At 43.2% G+C, this 19,455-nt stretch carries 16 protein-coding genes; 8 read left to right on the top strand and 8 right to left on the bottom strand.

Annotated elements, in window-relative coordinates; genetic code table 11:
- Nucleotides 1-161: 161 nt before the first annotated feature.
- The 7 genes from ACYRYY_RS01005 (at nt 162) to ACYRYY_RS00975 (ending at nt 6,056) form a co-directional block, all read left to right on the top strand.
- Nucleotides 162-950 carry an MlaE family ABC transporter permease gene (locus ACYRYY_RS01005; RefSeq protein WP_460213629.1) on the top strand — a complete coding sequence of 263 codons (789 nt, stop codon included), beginning with the start codon at nt 162-164 and terminating at the stop codon, nt 948-950.
- A complete protein-coding gene (locus ACYRYY_RS01000) occupies nt 947-1,474 on the top strand; it encodes a hypothetical protein (protein ID WP_460213628.1) in 528 nt (175 codons plus the stop codon). Before ACYRYY_RS01005 ends, ACYRYY_RS01000 begins: the two co-directional genes overlap by 4 nt.
- The gene (locus tag ACYRYY_RS00995; protein WP_460213627.1) at nt 1,435-2,418 is read left to right on the top strand and encodes an MlaD family protein; all 984 of its coding nucleotides are present in this window, start codon (nt 1,435-1,437) and stop codon (nt 2,416-2,418) included. The genes ACYRYY_RS01000 and ACYRYY_RS00995 overlap by 40 nt, the downstream gene beginning before the upstream one ends.
- Nucleotides 2,415-3,104: a hypothetical protein gene (locus tag ACYRYY_RS00990; protein ID WP_460213626.1), complete on the top strand. Its 690-nt coding sequence runs from the start codon at nt 2,415-2,417 to the stop codon at nt 3,102-3,104. The genes ACYRYY_RS00995 and ACYRYY_RS00990 overlap by 4 nt, the downstream gene beginning before the upstream one ends.
- Nucleotides 3,105-3,321: 217 nt before the next feature.
- Nucleotides 3,322-3,660 (top strand): P-II family nitrogen regulator, encoded by a 339-nt coding sequence (locus ACYRYY_RS00985; protein WP_460213625.1) that lies wholly within the window; start codon nt 3,322-3,324, stop codon nt 3,658-3,660.
- A 35-nt stretch (nt 3,661-3,695) separates the two neighbouring features.
- Nucleotides 3,696-5,105 carry a type I glutamate--ammonia ligase gene (gene glnA, locus ACYRYY_RS00980; protein ID WP_460213624.1) on the top strand — a complete coding sequence of 470 codons (1,410 nt, stop codon included), beginning with the start codon at nt 3,696-3,698 and terminating at the stop codon, nt 5,103-5,105.
- A 126-nt stretch (nt 5,106-5,231) separates the two neighbouring features.
- Complete coding sequence (locus tag ACYRYY_RS00975) at nt 5,232-6,056, top strand: MBL fold metallo-hydrolase (RefSeq protein WP_460213623.1); 825 nt, start codon at nt 5,232-5,234, stop codon at nt 6,054-6,056.
- On the opposite strand, the gene ACYRYY_RS00970 is transcribed toward ACYRYY_RS00975, so the two are convergent.
- From ACYRYY_RS00970 to ACYRYY_RS00935, 8 genes are all read right to left on the bottom strand, one after another.
- Nucleotides 6,053-6,325: a GSU3529 family protein gene (locus tag ACYRYY_RS00970; protein WP_460213622.1), complete on the bottom strand. Its 273-nt coding sequence runs from the start codon at nt 6,323-6,325 to the stop codon at nt 6,053-6,055. The two genes, ACYRYY_RS00975 and ACYRYY_RS00970, sit on opposite strands and share 4 nt — an antisense overlap.
- Before the next feature lie 137 nt (nt 6,326-6,462).
- Complete coding sequence (locus tag ACYRYY_RS00965) at nt 6,463-8,022, bottom strand: ABC1 kinase family protein (RefSeq protein WP_460213621.1); 1,560 nt, start codon at nt 8,020-8,022, stop codon at nt 6,463-6,465.
- A complete protein-coding gene (locus ACYRYY_RS00960) occupies nt 8,019-8,300 on the bottom strand; it encodes a hypothetical protein (protein ID WP_460213620.1) in 282 nt (93 codons plus the stop codon). Before ACYRYY_RS00960 ends, ACYRYY_RS00965 begins: the two co-directional genes overlap by 4 nt.
- A gap of 235 nt (nt 8,301-8,535) precedes the next feature.
- Nucleotides 8,536-10,113 (bottom strand): citramalate synthase, encoded by a 1,578-nt coding sequence (gene cimA / locus ACYRYY_RS00955; RefSeq protein ID WP_460213619.1) that lies wholly within the window; start codon nt 10,111-10,113, stop codon nt 8,536-8,538.
- A 1-nt stretch (nt 10,114) separates the two neighbouring features.
- Nucleotides 10,115-11,329 carry an aspartate kinase gene (locus ACYRYY_RS00950; RefSeq protein ID WP_460213618.1) on the bottom strand — a complete coding sequence of 405 codons (1,215 nt, stop codon included), beginning with the start codon at nt 11,327-11,329 and terminating at the stop codon, nt 10,115-10,117.
- Between the two features lie 11 nt (nt 11,330-11,340).
- Nucleotides 11,341-12,513, bottom strand: a complete 1,173-nt coding sequence (locus ACYRYY_RS00945) for a cofactor-independent phosphoglycerate mutase (RefSeq protein ID WP_460213617.1) — start codon at nt 12,511-12,513, stop codon at nt 11,341-11,343.
- An 85-nt stretch (nt 12,514-12,598) separates the two neighbouring features.
- Nucleotides 12,599-13,921 (bottom strand): homoserine dehydrogenase, encoded by a 1,323-nt coding sequence (locus ACYRYY_RS00940; RefSeq protein WP_460213616.1) that lies wholly within the window; start codon nt 13,919-13,921, stop codon nt 12,599-12,601.
- Between the two features lie 161 nt (nt 13,922-14,082).
- The gene (locus ACYRYY_RS00935) at nt 14,083-16,899 is read right to left on the bottom strand and encodes a DEAD/DEAH box helicase (protein WP_460213615.1); all 2,817 of its coding nucleotides are present in this window, start codon (nt 16,897-16,899) and stop codon (nt 14,083-14,085) included.
- Between the two features lie 109 nt (nt 16,900-17,008).
- Between ACYRYY_RS00935 and ACYRYY_RS00930 the strand changes: the two genes are divergently transcribed.
- Nucleotides 17,009-19,438 carry a cache domain-containing protein gene (locus ACYRYY_RS00930; RefSeq protein WP_460213614.1) on the top strand — a complete coding sequence of 810 codons (2,430 nt, stop codon included), beginning with the start codon at nt 17,009-17,011 and terminating at the stop codon, nt 19,436-19,438.
- Nucleotides 19,439-19,455: the final 17 nt, after the last annotated feature.

Genomic DNA, 19,455 nt, shown 5'->3' with positions numbered 1-19,455 from the left:
ACCTAATTTAAATCTTCTAAAGTTTATAACAATAATTCAAAAATGCGTCAACCGTTTTATAATCAAGCTTCCAGTTACTTTTTCATAAAAAATATTAATAGTGAATTAAAACGATTTAATGATATTGGTTGATTTTCATAAAAGATTTAATATAATTTTGTATGGAAACATTTATTAAAAAGATTGGTCGTAATTTTATAGATATTGCCGTTTTTTTTCATGGCTTCACTATATTCTCAAACAAGGTTTTAAAAACCCTCATTAAATTCAAACTCTTCAACCCTGCTGTTTTTCTGGTTTTTGTCAGGCAGATCTATTTTACAGGCGTTCAGATTCTTCCTGTTTATATTGCAATTTCGCTCATTATAGGCGTTGCTATGGTCGGCTCGCTGATGCAGGCTGCGGATCTTGTGGGCGGAATAGACCAGCTCGGCAGAATAATGGTTGTCATCTCTTTCAATCAGATAGCGCCGCTTGTCACTTCAATACTTCTTGCGCTGCGCTCTGCAACCGCTGTCACGGCTGAAATAGCCTTGATGAAAATGAACAGGGAGATAGACACTCTCCAGTCGCTTTCCATAGACCCTTATGAATACCTGTACCTGCCCAGAATTGCCGCAGGAGTTATCTGTATGATGGCTCTCTCCACTATATTTGTGTGCGTATCTCTGCTGGGCGGCTATTTTATTCTGAGCTTTCTGCAGGATATGTCACTGGACTACATGCTCACCACAATATTTGATAATCTGGAATTGTTTGATATCATTACCTTCCTGATAAAAGTCTTCTTCCTGGGCTTTGCCCTCATGAGCATACCTATTTATACTGCTCTGGAAACAAAAGCGGCAGTAACAGAAATTCCCATTGCTCTCCTCCGGGGGATGATGAGACTGTTTTACGCTTTCATACTCATACAGGTATTCACAATAATGCTGGGGATGTATTTATGACAAACACATTTATATACTACACCAGCGAAGCCCAGAAAGAGCGCTGGCTTGACCAGATACTTGAATTAACTAAAACGGAGCATATAGGAATTGTAACGAGCAGGCTCCCGATAATCGGCAACCTCTCTGTTTTTGAAAATATTATACTCCCCGCCAGCTACCACTTTAATCTGAGCCTTAAAGAAGGCAGAAAAATGATAGAAAATGACCTGAAACGTTTGGAAATGCCTCATATCATTGATACCAGACCGGACTTTCTCACGGATTTTGAAAAACTTATGGTAAAGTATCTTCAGGTAACGTACCTTCAGCCGAAATGGATAATCATAATAAGCCCCAGAAGGATGTACGCTGCTGAATATGAAGAAAAGTTTAAGGATTTTTTACGTTGTGAAACAAGGGATAATTCGGTTATTATCGATCATATAAACCACAGATATCTGTTTCAGGATCTTGAAAACTATACGGAGCTGGACTTTGACTTATGGCTGGAAATAAATTTGCAAACCTCGAACTCAAGGTAGGACTTTTTGTAATAATATCCATCGCACTGATGGCTGCTATTCTGGTGACCTTTGCCATTAAGAAAAAGCTCTTTATGCCTAAAATTAACGTTTCAATCCTCACTGACTCAGGCGATGGAATCACAAAAAGCATGCCTGTGAAGTACGCAGGGTTCACCATATCCAGAGTTTACGAAGTTGAGCTTATGGAAGACGGAAATGTTGTTCTTCACACTAAAATCCCGAAACAGTACACCAAATGGATCAAACAGGACTCAACAGCAAAGCTTACATCACAGAACATTATCGGTTCAAGCTTCATAGTCTTCAGCGGCGGCTCGCCTGATTCACTTGAAATACAGGACGGCACCTCCTTCAACCTTATCCGAGAAGGCGGTCTGGCGGCTCTTATAGAGCAGGCGCAGCCAGTTATAGATGATGTTAAGGAAATCGTTAACAATGTCGCAAACATTACCCAGACGATTGAAGACCAGAGTAAAAATATAGACAGATTTTTCAGCGGTCTCGGAGATGTGGGGGATGACCTTCATAACAAAACCGGCTCAGTGGGCTATCTTGTTCGTAGTGATTATATCAAAAATGAAGTTCAGAATATAGTCGGCCGTATTGAAATACTCCAGACTCAGCTTAATGATATAGCAGGAAATGTTAATAACAAGGTCGAGCGGACCGACGAGTCCATTGATAAACTTAACAGCGCCCTTCAAACATTTAAAGAAGGTATTCAGTCTATTCAGAACGCTGTGGAAAGTGCGCAGCCCACAATAGACAACGCAAATGAAATTTCGGGTGATATAGCCGAAGCTACAGACAACATCACCGAAATCAAAAGTCAGGCGGACTCCATACTCAAGACATCCGACCGGATTCTGCATAACCTCGAACAAAGATGGCCGTTCAATGACGGTTCTGTGGTTACGGGTGAAAAGGTGAAGCTGCCATGAAAAGAATAACCCTGCTGATACTGTTCTGCCTTGCTGCGGCAGCCTGTGGAGATAAGCCGAAAAGCTCTGCCGAGTACATATACGCATCATCACTGCATAAAAACTACTCATCTTACTATTACAAAGGTGACAGCAAAATGGCTGACATCACCTTTTATAAAGCTCTTGACGCTTTTCAGAGAATGGATTCCGTCTGCAATATATCCCGCCTCTACATAACAAAATATGTTCTTGCCGAACAGGAGGCATCCTCTGATGAGCTTGCAAAAGCGTCTGCATATTCTGAGCTTGCAGAATGCGTTGATGAAAAACTTATCATATCTTTTCTTGCCGGTGACAGCATCAAAAATACCGACGATCTTGAAAAACCCTTTTCATTGATAGCAGAGTTCATGAAAACTGGTAAATACTCAGACCTGCTCTCCTATGCTGATGGTGGAAACACAAACCCTGACTCAAAAGTCAGACTGTACAGGCTTATTGCCGCAAACTTAACGGATTCTGAACCGGAGAAATCCTGTGAGCTTGCAGAAAAAGCCCGTGTAATCGACAGCACATACGGCTGGACACTTGGAATATCCAGAGATTTAGCAATTATGATTGAGGCATACGGAAAACTCGGCAGGGATACTTCTGTTCTCATAGAAAGAAAAAGGCTCATAGACGCAAAGCTGGCTAAGAATTAATCACCTGTTGGTCAGTTTTTAACCGCCAATAATCCGTTCAGCAGCTCAAAAGTGCTTTTTTATGAGTAAGTGTGGGAGATTTTAAAAACTCAGGAATTCTCCTAAGCCGACACTGGCAAGGCTCATTTTGTCTGAAACCTTACAAAAATGAATAAAAGCAGATGCCGTATATTTTCTGGCACTGTAATTGCTTTAATATAATACGCGGAGGTTGAACTTGAAAAAGATTGAAGCAATCATCAAACCATTCAAACTTGACGATGTTAAAGAGAAGCTCACCGAAGTTGGGATAAGAGGCATTACTATCTCCGAAGTTAAAGGATTCGGCAGACAGAAAGGTCATACCGAACTTTACAGAGGAGCAGAGTATGTTATTGATTTTATCCCTAAAATCAAAATTGAAGTAGTTCTTCCTGATCAAATGGTAGACGACGCCGTAAATATCATTATGGAGTCTGCCAAAACAGGACGCATCGGTGACGGCAAAATTTTCGTTACACCAATTGACCAGATTGTGAGAATACGAACTGGAGAAACAGGGGAAGAAGCCCTTTAAGCGGGGGTCTTTTTCCATAGAATTTAGGAGGCAACATGACAGCTAAGGAATTGCTCAAGGTTATCAAAGAACAGGAAATCAGACTGATAGATATCAGATTCTGCGATTTCCTCGGAACGTGGCAGCACACCACTATCCCCAGCCATCAGTTTACAGAGGACTTCTTTGAGGAAGGTCTCGGGTTTGACGGCTCTAGTATCAGAGGATGGCAGGCCATCAACAACAGTGATATGATTCTGCTTCCTGATCCTGAAACCGCTTTTGTAGACCCTTTTATGGACATTCCTACAATGGTTGTAACCTGCAACGTTTTTGATCCTATCAGCAAAGAACGTTACACAAGAGACCCCAGAAACATCGCTATTAAAGCAATCAACTACCTGAAAGGCACAGGCATAGCTGATAGTTCTTACTTCGGACCTGAAGCAGAATTTTTCATATTTGATAACATTCAGTATTCTTCCGGAAAAAACGAAGCCTTCTATTTTGTTGACTCTGACGAAGGCGAGTGGAACACAGGAAGAGACGAAGGCAATAACCTTGGCTATAAAGTAAGACCGAAAGAAGGCTACTTCCCCTGCCAGCCCACAGATACTCTGGCTAACCTCAGAGCTGAAATGGTTCTGAAAATGGAAGAGCTTGGTCTCGTTATAGAAAACAGCCACCACGAAGTTGCAACCGGCGGTCAGTGTGAAATTGACATAAAGTTTGCTCCTATGGTTGAAATGGCTGATATGCTCATGAAATACAAATATGTAGTTAAAAACGTTGCACGTCAGTACGGCAAAACAGCTACTTTCATGCCCAAACCCCTCTACGGAGACAATGGTTCCGGTATGCACTGCCACCAGTCTCTCTGGAAAGACGGTAAACCCCTCTTCGCAGGTGATTCATACGCTGGACTGAGTGAAATGGGTCTTTACTACATCGGCGGTATAATTAAACACGCTAAGGCTATCGCTGCTTTCACTAACCCCGGAACAAACTCCTACAAACGTCTTGTTCCCGGCTTTGAAGCTCCCGTAAGCCTTGCTTACTCTTCAAGAAACAGATCAGCATCCATAAGAATACCTATGTACTCTGCTTCGCCCAAAGCGAAAAGAATTGAAGTACGTTTCCCCGACCCCACATGCAACCCCTACCTTGCGTTCACAGTAATGATGATGGCAGGTCTGGACGGCATACAGAACAAAATTGATCCGGGCGAGCCTATGGATAAAAACCTTTATGATCTTGATCCTATCGAGCTTTCAGCTATTCCCCAGATGCCTGCATCTCTCGGTGAAGCTATTGATGCTCTTGAAAAAGATCACGAATTCCTTCTTAAAGGGGATGTTTTCACTGAAGATGTTATCTCTTCATGGATCGAATGGAAAAGGGAAGAAATCACGTCTGTTAACAGCAGACCCCACCCCCACGAATTCTTCCTGTATTACGACGCGTAAAAAGTCAACTTCCGCAAGACTTTTCACGGGGCGCCCTGATTTCAGGGCGCTCTTTTTTTATGATAATTTAAACCTACACCCTGCCCTTCCCCTTTGCCATGAATGAAAAATAAGCTATAGTTTAATATGATAAAAATCACGATTCTTGCCGACAACTATACAGACACGATGAATCTCTGCTCCGAACACGGCTTTTCCTGTGCTATTGAGGCCGCCGGCAAGCGCATCCTTCTCGATACAGGACAAGGAATGGCGCTGGCACATAACATGGATGCTCTGGGTATGAAAGAAAAATTTGACATTGCAGTGATAACCCACGGACATTACGATCACACAGGCGGTCTCATCCAAGCTATGAAGAAAGGCGCTGCTCTGGCAGACAGTCTGTACGCTCATCATAATGTATTCAACAGACACATGAAAAGAAATGTTGACGGTTCCTTCAGCTTCATAGGCTTTGATTCAACAGAGAATGAATTGGAAAACCTCTACAACATAACCAAAATAAAAGGAAAAACCGAAATAGCAGAAAATGTTTTCCTCTGCGGTGACATACCCAGATATACTGAATTTTCAGCGGATCAGAATCTGTTTGTTGAGTCAGACGGAGAGTTTAAGAAAGATCCATTTGATGATGAGCTGTTTCTTGCGTTCATTGACGAGGATGCTTTAGTAATAGTCACAGGTTGTTCTCACTGCGGAATAACCAACATAGTTGAACACACTGAAAGGCTGTTCCCCGGCTTGCGAATACGCTCCCTTGTAGGAGGGTTCCATCTTTTCAGAGCAGAAGCAAACCAGATCTCTTCGGTTGCGGAATACCTGAAACCAAAAAAAATAGATACCATCCTGACAGGACATTGCACAGGGATTGACGCTTTTTTCAAAATCAGAAACTTTCTGGGCGAATCTGTGAGAATGACGAAAGCAGGGCTTACAGAATTTGTCTAGCTGCCTCTTACACTCGACTTTATGTAATCTACAACATACTGAATATCACTGGCAGATGCTCCCAGCCTTTCACAGCAGGCTTCGGCATAGGTGTGATAGTCCAGAACCATATCAGCCAAATCAGAAACTATATTGGTTTTAGATGCAAAGAATGTGGGTCTTGAAGCTATTTCCATAACAGAGTCCGCAATATAATCAGGCAGATCAAGCTCATTCTGCGCTTTTATTACTGCTGATTTCAATTTTTCAAAAACGCTGTTCTGTTCCATTCAGTAACCACCGTATGTTTTAAAAGCATGTAATAAAAAAGCACCGCAAGTGCAGCGCTTATGATTAATATTATAGCACACTGTTATTTTATTTCAAGAAAACAGTAAAAAATGAATGTAAAGAAAGGCAAAGATTTTTAAATAGTAAAGATAACCTTAACCAGCCCTGCACCGAATACAATACTGCCGATGAGCGGACTGTGTTCAAAACCCAGAAACACAATAAAAAAGCCTGTAATCATAGTTAGAATACCATAAGCGAGCGGACGGTAATATATGCGGGAACGTTCTCTTATATAGTCTATACTCTCCCTTGAGAGCTTTATTTCAAGAGAATCATCGCTCATGCTGTTGATAATTTTCTTGATTTTCTTAAACGTCATGGGTAATTCCATGACTTCACCCTTTATTTGATCAAATATTCGTTCATCCAATCCAAGGGCTTTTGGCAGATTTTCTTTCAGAATCGGCAGAATATCCTTTATGCCATTGAAGTTGCTTATGTATGTTGTCCCAAGCCCTTCTATTATTGAGCTGACACGCATTATGTAGATCGCCTCCTGCGGAAGCTTAAACGGCATATCCTTAACAGTGTTAAGAACCTCAAAAGCAAGAACCTGCATACTTTTTGCATCTAACGTATCATCAGAAAAAATGTTAAACATCCTTTCCGCCGCGTCCTGAAGCAAGGCATCAGGGGCATCCGCAGCAATAATACCCAGCTTTTTACATGCACGCACATATGTTTCAAAGTCCCTTTCATTTGCGGATTTAATAAGCTCTATTATTGATCTTCTGGTGTATTCGCTGATTCTTTTTACCATGCCGAAATCAAGAAGGATAAGCTCACCTTCTGTCGTTACCAAAAGATTGCCCGGATGCGGATCAGCATGGAAAAAGCCTTTAACAAGCATCTGTTGCGTATAAAAATAAATCAGCTTGCCCATTATGTCTTTTATGCTGATATTCAGGCGTGCAAGAACTTTTTTGTCATCAAATCTGTACCCATGCTCAAAGCTCATCACAAGAGCATCAGAGGAGCAGTATTTCTCATACGGTTTTGGGAACCTGATTCCGCTGTCAGGATACATTGTTATAAATTTTTTCAGATTAAGAAGTTCTGTATAGAGATCAACCTCTTTGCGGATCATATCTGTAAATTCAGCGATAACAGCTTCTACGGAGTTTTTTGTATATTCAGAGAACAAAGGTTTAAAAAGCCTGTTAAACAAACTCAGAATACGGATATCCGCATTCACAACCTTCTCTATATTAAGCCTTCTCAGTTTTACGGCAACCTCTGTTCCGTCAGTAAGCACTGCATGGTGAACCTGCCCTATGGATGCACTGGCAATGGGGGCGTCAAGAAATGTTGTAAAGTGTTTCTTCTCACCAAAGGCTTTTTTATAAACAGCGCAGAAGTCCTTTTCGCTCATTTTCGGGATATCGTCATGAAGATCCCGAAGCTCTTCAAGGTATTCTTCCGTGAAAAAATCGGCTCTGGTGGCCAAAACCTGTGCCAGCTTGATAAAACTTGCACCCAGTGCATAAATATAGTTTTTCAGCCTCTTTGGGTTAAGAGGCTTCATCAGCAGAAAACTTTTCCTGTCCTTTATAATAAGAAAAACGGTGAGAAGAACCATGAACACACGGTAGATTCTCACCGGGGAATACAGGCTTAAAAAACCTGATTTCACTTATTTTTCTCTTCAATAAGCTTTTTAAGCTCTGCCAAATCCTCCTTGGTAGCAACGCCTATTTCGGAGAGAATATTCTTTACCTTTTCTTTCAGTTTTTTATCGAATTCTTCTTCAAAAGCTTTGGCTTTGGCTTTAGCTTCCTCATATTTTTGTTTAAATTCTTCTTTGCCGCCTTTTCCTTTTTCTTTCAGCTCTTCAAGGTCTTTTTCCATTCTTTCCTTTGCAGTAAGAGCAGCACCGAGACCTGCATAAAAAAAGTCTTTAAGTTCGTCCACTTGAAACCTCCTTAAAGTTAAATCACACTTTATTGTCTTATGATAAGAAAATACACCCTAAGAGAGTAAATTGCCACGGATTGATTGAAAGCGGAGAAAAAAAATCCCGGCTATATGCTTTAAGGGGGGAGGAGGGATAAAGCATAGAGATAGCCGGGCAAGATTCTATTTAACTTTTACTTGTTACTAACTTAACAACACTATTATACAGCAAAAAATTCAAGTTTCAAGTGTTTTACGCATTCTCCCTATCTTTAAGAAGTTTATATTCTATGGAGTCGATCAGCGCCTGATAGCTCGCCTCAATAATGTTGTGAGCAACGCCGACAGTACCCCATGTGTCCTTATCATCCTTGGACTCGATAAGCACTCTGGTAAGAGCCTGTGTACCTGTTCCGGTGGTGAGGATACGCACTTTGTAATCGGCAAGGGTCATGCCGTTTAAGTTAGGGTAAAATCTGGAAAGAGCCTTTCTGATTGCATTGTCCAAAGCGTTAACAGGACCGTTACCGGTAGCTGCCGTGTGTTCTGTTTCGCCCTGAACCTCAATCATTACAGTGGCTTCCGCCATGGTGCTGCCCTCTTCCTCTCTCATTTCATCTATAACTCTGAAATTCAGAGAGTCAAAGAAAGGCTCAAAACCGCCCATAGCCTTACGCAGAAGAAGCTCAAAGGAAGCCTCTGCGCCTTCATACTGGAAGCCTTTGTTTTCAAGCTCTTTCAGTTTTTCCACCACTTCGGTTATAGCAGGGTCATTGCTGTCTATATCAAGCCCGAAGTCTTTAGCCTTGTATATGAGGTTGCTTTTGCCTGACAGGTCGGAAACCAGAACACGCTGGGTATTGCCCACCTGCTCCGGTTCTATATGTTCGTAAGTGCGTGAGTTTTTCATAATAGCGCTTACATGCACCCCACCCTTGTGAGCAAAGGCAGAACGTCCTACATATGGCTGATGGATATTATGCTTAAGGTTGCCGAGTTCATTTACAAGGCGGGAAAGCACTCTCAATCTTTTGAGGTTCTCCGCCGGAACACACTCGAAACCGTATTTAAGCTGTAAGTTGGGAATAGCCGATGCAAGGTTTGCATTCCCGCACCTTTCACCGTATCCGTTCATTGTTCCCTGAACCTGCGTGATACCGTGCTTAACCGCAAGGGTTGAGTTGGCAACAGCGCAGTCACTGTCGTTATGGCAGTGTATTCCCAGCGGATAATCGCCGACATGTTTTTTAACATCTTCGATGATCTCCACCAGGCTGTCCGGCATAGTTCCGCCGTTGGTATCACAGAGAACAAGGCAGTTTGCTCCCGCATCCTTAGCGGCGAGAAGTGTCTTTATGGCGTATTCCCTGTTGGCTTTATAGCCGTCAAAGAAATGTTCAGCATCATAAAACACCCTGTCTACCTTGCTCTTGAGATAGCTCACGGAGCTGTGGATAAGCTCAAGGTTTTCATCCAGAGAAAGCTTCAGAGCCTCTCTAACGTGCAGATCCCATGTTTTCCCGAAAATAGTCAGGTTAGGAACCTCTGCCTCAAGGAGAGCCTGAAGGTTTTCATCTGTCTCGCAGCTTCTTTTTGCTCTTCTGGTGCTGCCGAAAGCGGCAATACAGTCAATAGGAGCAGAAGATTTCTTAATAGCCTTGAAGAACTCAATATCTCTTGGGTTCGAGCCGGGCCATCCGCCTTCTATAAACCGTATTCCAAAATCGCAGAAAGCTTCAGCGAGCTTTACCTTATCCTTAACCGTGAAGTTGACATCCTCAGCCTGAGTTCCATCCCTCAGGAGGGTGTCATATATATCGACTTTAGTCATTCTAATCCTCTACAAAAGCCTCGTGGAGAACTCTAACTGCGAGTTCCGCAAATTTTTCATCAACAACGCATGATACCTTTATTTCGCTTGTGGTAATCATCTGTATGTTAATGCTGTTTGCGGCGAGGACTTCAAACATCTTAGCGGCTACGCCTGCATGACTTCTCATGCCGACTCCCACTATGGAAACCTTTGCGATGTCTTCGTCCGCCAGAACCTCCTTCGCTCCTATCTCTTTTGCAGTGTCTCTGCAAACCGTGAGCGAACGGCTAAGGTCGGTTTTAGATACAGTGAAGGAAAGATCTGTGTTTCCTTCCGTGCTGACGTTCTGGATTATAACGTCAACATTTATTGCCTCTTTTGCAAGTCTTGTGAATATAGTTGCAGCGATACCGGGTCTGTCCGGCACGCTTTTTATTGTAATTTTAGCCTGATTTTTATCGCTTGCTACGCCTCTTACTACTACCTGCTCCATTTCGTCGTCCTCCTTAGTAACCAAAGTTCCGGGTTTGTCTTCAAGGGATGAAAGCACCATTATGTCAACATTATAGTTCATGCCGAACTCAACGCTTCTTGACTGAAGCACCTTTGCGCCGAGGGAGGCAAGTTCAAGCATTTCGTCATAGCTGATTTTATCAAGCTTTTTAGCTTTTCTCACAATTCTTGGGTCGCCGGTGTATATACCGTCAACATCTGTATATATTTCGCAGACATCAGCCTTAATTGCCGCTGCAATAGCCACTGCAGAGGTATCTGAACCGCCTCTGCCCAGCGTCGCAATGTCATTTGTAACAGGATTAAAGCCCTGAAAGCCTGCAACTATGCAGATTTTACCGTCTGCGAGTTCTTTTTTAATTCTTGAGCCGTCAATTTTCATTATACGGGCTTTGGAGTGCGCCTGATCCGTTTCCATGCCTATCTGGATCCCTGAAAGAGAAACAGCCTTATAGCCCATCGAAATAAGCGCCTGAGCAACGAGTGGGCAGCTTGCTGATTCGCCCGTGGAAACAAGGGCATCGTACTCTCTTAAATCGTAGTCCTTATCAATTTCCTTTAAAAGACCGATCAGTCTGTCCGTCTCGCCTGACATGGCGGAGGAAGTCACAACAACGTCATGCCCCTGATCCTTCTTTTTTGCAATAATTCTGGCGACATTCTTAATTCGTTCGATAGAGCCCACACTGGTTCCACCGAATTTCATCACAACAAGGCTCACTTTCTCCTCCTTTACCCCTTTATAACGGCAGATTTCAGAAAATACTGCGCTATTCTGTAACCTTCTTCCATGAAGAAGGAGGGCTTGATAAACTCATTATACTCTTTATTAGAGTCGGCTTCCACGCCTGAGCCGTATATAATCGCCGGAACAGGCTCATTAACGTGGGTACGGATTTTAACGGGCGTCGGGTGATCGGGAGTAACCAGAATACGGAAATCACCGAAGGAACGAAGACCGTCCAGCAGTATGGGGAGCATTCTGCTGTTTATATTTTCCACTGCACGCACCTTTTCTTCTATGCTTCCCATGTGCCCTGCTTCATCCGGAGCTTCCACATGGAGAAAAACATAGTCGGAGTCATTAAAGGCTTTCACTGCGTATTCCGCCTTGCCTTCAAAGTTAGTATCTATGAATCCGGTTGCACCGGGAACGTTTATTATATTCATGCCTGCAAATGTGCCTATGCCTTTGATAAGATCCACAGCGGCTATAACCGAGCCCTTAAGCCCGTACATTTCTTCAAAGGAAGGGAGCATGGGTCTTCCGCCCTCACCCCAGAGCCATATTGCATTTGCACGCTCATAAGCATTGTCTTTAAAAATATCCGATGCCTTAGTGAGTATAGCATTGATTTTGTCAGAACCTTTGCCAGTGGGAAGATATTTTTCTATTTCCTGCCCCATGATATCGTGCGGAGGAGTAGTTTTAAGCTCAAAGTCCGCATTGCGGATTATCATTATATTGCGGTAGCCGACACCTGCGTAGAATTCAACGCCGTCATCCTTAAAAAGCTCATTCAGAGCGGCAATTGCTTTTTTTGCAGTATCGCCAGATATGTGATGAGCGCTGAAGTCATCCATCACAAGCCTGTCATCAGTGAGTGTGACAAGATTGCAGCGGAAGGCCATATCCTTTTCACCGAGGGATATGCCCATAGCACCCGCTTCAAGCGGGCTTCTGCCTGTGTAGTATTTAAAGGGGTCATACCCCATAACGGAGAGGTTGCATATATCGCTGCCGGGGTAAAGTCCGCCGTGGGCTGTGCGTATGAAGCCGCATACCCCGCCTGAGGCCATCAGGTCAAAGTTTGAGGTATCGGCGTACTGCATCACAGTTTTACCGCCCAGTTCATCGATTTTATGGTCGCTCATTCCGTCACATAACAGAACAAGATATTTCATTATAAACCTGCCTTCTTTATTAAAGTCCGCATTTTAACGGAGTCTGTACTCTGAAACAGAACCTGAGTATCTCCGGTGTTAGCGTTCAGTCTTCCAGACCTTCAACACGTATTACTACTGTTTTGTCACGGACAACATTAAGGTTATTTATTTCGTTTACAGCGTGCATAACCTTGCTTCCTTCTGTCAGATGAGTCATGAACACAAGGGGCACTGTTTCACCGCTGTTCTGCCTGCAGCTCTGGATGGCCTGATAGATGCTTATACCGTATTTGGCAAGCACACTGGCTATCCTGCTGAGTGAGCCGGGTTCATCCACCGCAAGGAAACGGAGATAGAAGCTGGACTCTATTTCTTTAATATCCCTTATGGGATAGTAATATGTAAGATCTTTTGTAAATCCGAGAACAGGAACTCTGCGTTCTGCACCGGCGTTTATATCTCTGGCTATGCCGATAATATCTCCGGCAACAGCGCTCGAAGTAGCCTCGCCGCCTGCGCCACGTCCGTAGTGGAAAGTATCGCCGACTTTGTTGCCCTTTACGCTGATTGCGTTGAAAACACCGTTGACCTGAGCCATGAGGTCTGTCGCTGGTATCATAGTGGGGTGAACCCGCACTTCGATATCATCATCATGCCTTTTTGCTATTGCAAGAAGCTTTATTCTGCATCCGAGCTTTTTGGCGAAATCTATATCCACCTGCTTGATGCTTGTTATGCCTTCCACAAATACTTTCTCAAAAGGAACGAGAGTTGCAAAGCCTATGGAAGCGAGGATAGCTATCTTGTGGGCAGTGTCGTGTCCTTCCACATCAAATGTCGGGTCAGCTTCTGCATAACCGAGAACCTGAGCCTCTTTCAGAACTTCATCAAATTCTTTGCCCTCGTCCTCCATTTTGGAGAGGATGTAGTTTGCCGTGCCGTTTATTATCCCTGTTATTTCAAGGATACGGTTAGCGGCAAGGTCTTCCTTAAGAACATTGACTATGGGGATACCGCCTCCCACACTGGCTTCAAAACCGATGGTGACTCCCTTAGCCTCAGCTGCTTTGAAGATCTCTGCTCCGTAAACAGCAAGGAGAGCCTTGTTAGCTGTAACAACGTGTTTACCCTTTGAAATAGCCTCAAGGATGAAACGTTTGGCGACTTCATATCCGCCGATAAGCTCCACAACTATATCTATTTCAGGATCGTTTATTATATCCATAGCGTCAGTCGTTCGCACCGGCACTGTCTGAAGAAGCGTATCGTTCGTGTAATCGTTAATGCGGAGATCGGCAACAGCCTTAACGTTAATATCCAGACCCGTTTTAACGGCTGTACTTTTAACATTATGCTTTAAAGTCTCAAGAGTGCCTTTGCCCACGGTTCCGTAACCGATGATGCCCACATTAATTTTCTTTTCCATCAAATACCTCCGAAAAGATTACCTAAAAAACGAACGCTTCTTCCGTTTTGTTGAATTAAAGTCTGCAATGATACTGTAATAAACATGCCAAGTCAAGACGGGGAAGGTCTGAAAATAAAGCAAAAATCATTAAAAAACGATTATTGTTTTAAAATATTCAATCACAGGTAGGAAGCAAGAATCTCCTTCCATTTCACTGGTATGCGGATGAGGCTTCCGTCCTTCACCGGAGCATGTATAAAACCGTTGTTTACTCCGAACATGAACAGATCCTTTGTGACCTCCACATCCTTTGTGCAGTATTCTTCAATGAGATCAAACCGCCCTTCCTTATACCATTGAAGCGCCATGAGTCCGTCTGCGGACTTACCTGTATTCAGGGTAGCTGTGGCAAGTTTTTCAAGGGAAAACCTCTGTCCGGTGAGACTGCGGACATCCGCCAGCATGTCAAACACGAAAGTTCCCCTGAAAGCGGGCATACCGTAACCGGATAAGACCTTGTTGTCAAAACCGATATTATTAAAGCCCAGTATCATCCTCGCGGATGCGAGTCTTTCTGTGAGTTCATTGATCTTTTCCTCTCGGTAGGCAGCATATTCCCCGGTATTCATGGAATAAACAACGGCAACGGAAACACCCATCTTATGACTGTTATTCCACCCGCCGACATCTTCAGCCGAATATTTTGTTTCTATGTCATAAACCAGCACTTCGCCGCTGTTTTCAGCTTTTATCACAGGTTTTTCCTCCTCTTCCTTCAAATCTGCCTCAAGAAGACGCTGAATAAGATACACCGCCCCCTTTTTATCCAGCGGGTAATTACCGCTGCCGCATTTAGGCGAGTATATACAGGCGGGGCATCCGTCCTCGCATCCGCAGTATTTAACCTGATTGAGTGTGGTTTCCAGCAGTTCTCTTATCCTGCCGAAAGCTCTTTTTACTATGCCCACTCCGCCCGGATAACCGTCGTAAACAAAAACAGCAGAGCTTTCAAGCTGCGGATGATAAGGGTATGAGATACCGCCCACATCATCCCTTGAGCTTAGTACAACAGTGGGCAGCATGGCAATAACGGCATGTTCAAAGGCATGTATCGAGCCCATGTAGTTCATACCCCGTTCTTCTATCTCCTGACGAAAGGCGGCGGGCATAAGGAAATACATTCCTTTTGTTTCAAACATCACAGGATCTTCCTCAAGGTCAACATCCTGAAGCTTTTCCCCTGTGCGTGCTGATATTTTGGAATATCCTGTCAGCCTTTCTGTAACACGCAGGTCGCTGAAGCATGCTCTCATGTTTCCTTCTGTCAGGCGTTTAAGCTCCTCCAGAACAGATGTCTGCTTTTCTGTGAGCGGCACAGTAAAGTAGTTTCCGTTAAAAGGCTGAAGCTCTATCTCACGCTTCTGCCTGTCTGTATCTGTCACAATAAACTGACTGCCCCTGTGGAGGTAGACAGCTCCTTTAAAGTTTTCTGTATAAACACGTCTGCCGGAGTTTGTGGCGATCATTATCTTTGAGCAGTTCAGGGTATAGCTTTCCCCTGCCATGCGTAAGTCAATATCACCATACGGATACCTGCCCAGAGCAAATAATCTGCCGCCGCCGGCTTCCTCAAAAAGCCGTCCGTCTGCGGCCAGCTTCTCTATTAGAGAGGCGTTGTCTTTGTAATACGCCTCATCCCTTGAAACAGGCTTTTCATAAGCGGCGCATATTATATGCCCCTCGTTTATCTCTGTATTGTCCCTGTCAACCGCCAGTTCCTCAAACTGTCCATCGAAAAGCAGTTCGGGTTTCCTCACATAATACTGATCCAGTGCATCATTACCTGCTATGAGGATAATAAGACTGTCCTTAACCCCTCTGCCGCTTCGCCCTGCCCTCTGCCATAGGCTCATCATCGAACCCGGATACCCTACAAGAATGGTCGAGTCAACACCGCCTATATCAAGCCCAAGCTCAAACGCCGATGTGGAGATAACAGCCTTCAGTTTGCCGCTTGAGAACTTTTTTTCTATCTCACGCCTTTCCTCCGGCAGAAAACCTGCCCTGTATGAACTCAAAGCGGATGCGTAAGTTGGGTCGCTTGAAATTGCTCTGGCGAATATTGTTTCCGTCTGCTTGCGTGATTTGGTGAAGCAGATTGTCTTAACCCCGGCTTCGATATTAACCTTAAGAAGATAATTAGCCAGAGCCGCCGCCGGAATATCGGGATTAAACATCAGAAAATGTTTTTTCCCGGAAGGAGCGCCGCTCTTTGAGACATGAGCAAATTCACGTCCGAAAAGCTGTGAGGCAAACTCCGAAGGACTACCGATGGTGGCAGAGCAGCAGATGATACGTATATGAGGATAAAGCCGCTGAAAACGGGCGAATAAATTATAAACATGGCTTCCGAACACACCACGGTATGTGTGAAGCTCATCGACTATCAGATACTTAAGTCCGCTTAAAAAACCGTCCCACTCCTCACGCTTGGCAAGCATTGAATAGTGCATTATATCAGGATTACTGATTACTATATTAGGCTGATCCTTTAAAATTTTACGGCGGAGTTTTTTATCAGTGTCACCGTCAATGACAGCGGTTTTTATTCCACCGCCAAGGGGAATTTCGCTGATGAAGTTTTCTAAGCTCTTCTGCTGGTCATGACCCAGCGCCTTAAGAGGAAAAAGATAAAGGGCACGCACATTGCGGTTATGATATATATCTTCAATTACAGGAAGATTATAGCAGAGAGTCTTCCCGCTGGCTGTGGGGGTGGTTACGATAATGTCCCGCCCTTCTTTGACATGCCGGTAGCTCTCTGCCTGATGAGTGTAAAGTTTTTCTATCCCCATATCACGGACAGCATTTCTTATTATGTCCGATTCTATGATGCCGAGTTCTTCGTATTCCGCATCTCTGGAAGGTATAACCCTTTCATAGTTAAGAGATGAGGCAAACTGCCCTTTATGAAGATGACTGATTAATTTATCCATGAGCCTATCTATAACACATCATTATATAGCCGAATATATCAAAATCGCTGATTATCGTCATTGATTATGATGCCTTTTTAAAATATACTTCGTTAAAGGATTATCAATAATGAGAAATATTTTCAGCAGGTTAACAACCGTTATACTCCTGTGTTTTGCTGCGGCGGGTTTTATTTCCGCTGTGCCTTTTGCTTTGCTTTTTTTTCAGAAGACAAATGAATTGGAATATGTAAAAGCTGAATCAGCAGCATCGGAACAAACTAACCTGATAAAAACAGAGTTAAAACACGATTCAGAACTTTTTCATAGCTATATAAATCACTTACGCCTTGACAGCAAACAGAAAATCAACCAGAAACTTTCAGACTCCGCTTCAAAAGCTTTTCTTATATCAAAAGAAGTTTATAAAGAACATGCCGGAGGAGGCAGGGAAAGAATAATCAATCTGATCAGAATCCCTCTTCTGCATTTGCGGTTCATGGAAGGCAGCGGATATACTTTTGCCGTTTCCGGACAGGGGAAAGTTCTGTTTTCACCAGTATCCGCAGATCTCCTAAACCCCATAGATCCCAAAAAGCTTAAAACAGCGGCAAATGAAAATCATGGGTTTATGACTATCGGAGATAATAAATCACAGGAAAAACAAATCTTTGTAAAATATTTTGAAGAACTGGATATTTACATATGCTCTGCTGTTATGACTAACGATTTTGAAAAAAGCATAATGCGCAAAACAGCAGAATTTATATCAGCTATTGAGTCAGAAAATGGCGATCTTTTCATCATAACTAATGAAGGTACTGTGCTTACGGGTGAGAACACAGGACAAGACCTGATGGAAATATCAGACCCGGACGGCAGAGACATGCTGCACAGTCATATAAGCATGGCAGAAAACGGAGGAGGATTTATTTACTACTCCCTTCAGGATTTTAAAAGCGGTAAACCCGTTAGGATGCTCTCTTATGTATTGCCTATAGAAGACTGGAACTGGGTCATAGGCAAAACCGCCCCAGTCAATAACGCAGCGTTTTCACCGGAAGCATCTTTGACCGCACAGGACACAGCAAAAACAGCAGCAGCGTTTTTTATAATGTGTTCAGGGATAATTCTGATTTTTCTTTATGCCAGGCGGAAATTAAATAAAGGGGTAAGCAGCCTGAAGGATACGCTTAACGGAACATTTGAAATTAAAAAAACGGACAGAAACTCAGTCTCTTTACTCCCGTTTGAATTCCGCGAACTGTATGAAAGCCTGCGTCCGGTTATGTCAGTTCTCTTTGAAGAAAGCAGACATAATAACGAGCAGAAAAAGTTCTTTAAAACCGTAACTGACAGCATTCCTTTAGGTGTTTATGCAAAAAACACAAAAAACGGCTACAGATTTTCCCTCTGGAACGATGCTATGGCGGGAATGCTGAATATCCCTGCATCATCCGCTCTGGGGAAAACAGAGGATGAACTCCGTGAAGAGTACCCTAACCTTCCTGTTTTCAGATCAACAGACAGAGATGCTGAGATAATGAAAAGCTTTATAATAATAAAAGAGCTGGAAATCCATTCCTCTTCCGGGCAAATGCGTACAACTTTTACAGGGATTCCCCTTTTTAACAGCCAGGGAGATGTAGAGACTGTTCTTGGTGTTCTCGAAAACAATACTTCAGGAATACGCCTTGAGAAAGAGCTAATAGCAAAAACAGCACAACTTGAAGAGCTTAACCGCAACCTTGAACAAGCCGTAGCAGCAGAAACAGAAAAACGCAGGAAAAATGAACATCTTCTCTTTGAGCAGTCAAAATTTACTGCAATGGGGCAGATGATAAACTCAATAGCCCATCAGTGGCGTCAGCCTATAAATGCCCTTGGACTTTATATTCAGGACTTTGAAGACTCCTTTGAAAGCGGTGAGATGAATCTCGAATATGTTAAGAGCATGACGGAAAGCTGTATGTATCTTATTCTTTATCTCTCTAAAACCATTGACGATTTCAGAAATTTTTACGCAGCCAACGAGGCGAGAGTGCGCTTTAATATTGTTGAGATGGTTTTTGAAAGTCTCGCAATGGCAACAGCCAAGGCTGAATATGCCAATATAGAACTCACTGCGGTAATAAACAATTCCAAGCCTATTTCTGTGACAGGAAACATAAAAACAGATGACTGCAAAAATAAAGCCTTTGAATCTGAAGGGTTTCCCACAGAATTTAAGCAGGTTATGCTGAATATTTACCACAATGCGATTGAAGCCATAGCGGAAAACAGAGAAAAAGGGCTTGTTCCCAGAACAGGTACTATAGAAACTTTCATTTCTTTAACAGATGATCATATTGTGATTGAAGTTAAGGATAACGGCGGCGGCATTCCGGAAGACATAATGCCTGAAATATTTCTCCCCTATTTTACAACCAAGGAACAGGGAAAAGGAACCGGCGTAGGACTTTACATGTGCCGGACAGTGATTGAAACAAACATGGACGGAAAAATAAACGCCCGCAATGAAAACAGCGGAGCAGCTTTCACAATCGAACTTCCCAGATAAATATAATCAAAAAAAGA

It is taken from the genome of Geovibrio sp. ADMFC3 (genome assembly GCF_054687035.1).
This window is presented reverse-complemented; position numbering and strand designations above follow the sequence as displayed.

Bases quoted from the DNA above. Each gene is read 5' to 3' on its own strand.
- ACYRYY_RS00930 (WP_460213614.1), top strand. From the start codon at position 17,009: ATGAGAAATATTTTCAGCAGGTTAACAACCGTTATACTCCTGTGTTTT.
- ACYRYY_RS00975 (WP_460213623.1), top strand. From the start codon at position 5,232: ATGATAAAAATCACGATTCTTGCCGACAACTATACAGACACGATGAAT.
- ACYRYY_RS00935 (WP_460213615.1), bottom strand. From the start codon at position 16,899: ATGGATAAATTAATCAGTCATCTTCATAAAGGGCAGTTTGCCTCATCT.
- ACYRYY_RS00995 (WP_460213627.1), top strand. From the start codon at position 1,435: ATGGCTGGAAATAAATTTGCAAACCTCGAACTCAAGGTAGGACTTTTT.
- ACYRYY_RS00945 (WP_460213617.1), bottom strand. From the start codon at position 12,513: ATGAAATATCTTGTTCTGTTATGTGACGGAATGAGCGACCATAAAATC.
- cimA (WP_460213619.1), bottom strand. From the start codon at position 10,113: ATGACTAAAGTCGATATATATGACACCCTCCTGAGGGATGGAACTCAG.
- glnA (WP_460213624.1), top strand. From the start codon at position 3,696: ATGACAGCTAAGGAATTGCTCAAGGTTATCAAAGAACAGGAAATCAGA.
- ACYRYY_RS00990 (WP_460213626.1), top strand. From the start codon at position 2,415: ATGAAAAGAATAACCCTGCTGATACTGTTCTGCCTTGCTGCGGCAGCC.
- ACYRYY_RS01000 (WP_460213628.1), top strand. From the start codon at position 947: ATGACAAACACATTTATATACTACACCAGCGAAGCCCAGAAAGAGCGC.
- ACYRYY_RS00970 (WP_460213622.1), bottom strand. From the start codon at position 6,325: ATGGAACAGAACAGCGTTTTTGAAAAATTGAAATCAGCAGTAATAAAA.
- ACYRYY_RS01005 (WP_460213629.1), top strand. From the start codon at position 162: ATGGAAACATTTATTAAAAAGATTGGTCGTAATTTTATAGATATTGCC.
- ACYRYY_RS00940 (WP_460213616.1), bottom strand. From the start codon at position 13,921: ATGGAAAAGAAAATTAATGTGGGCATCATCGGTTACGGAACCGTGGGC.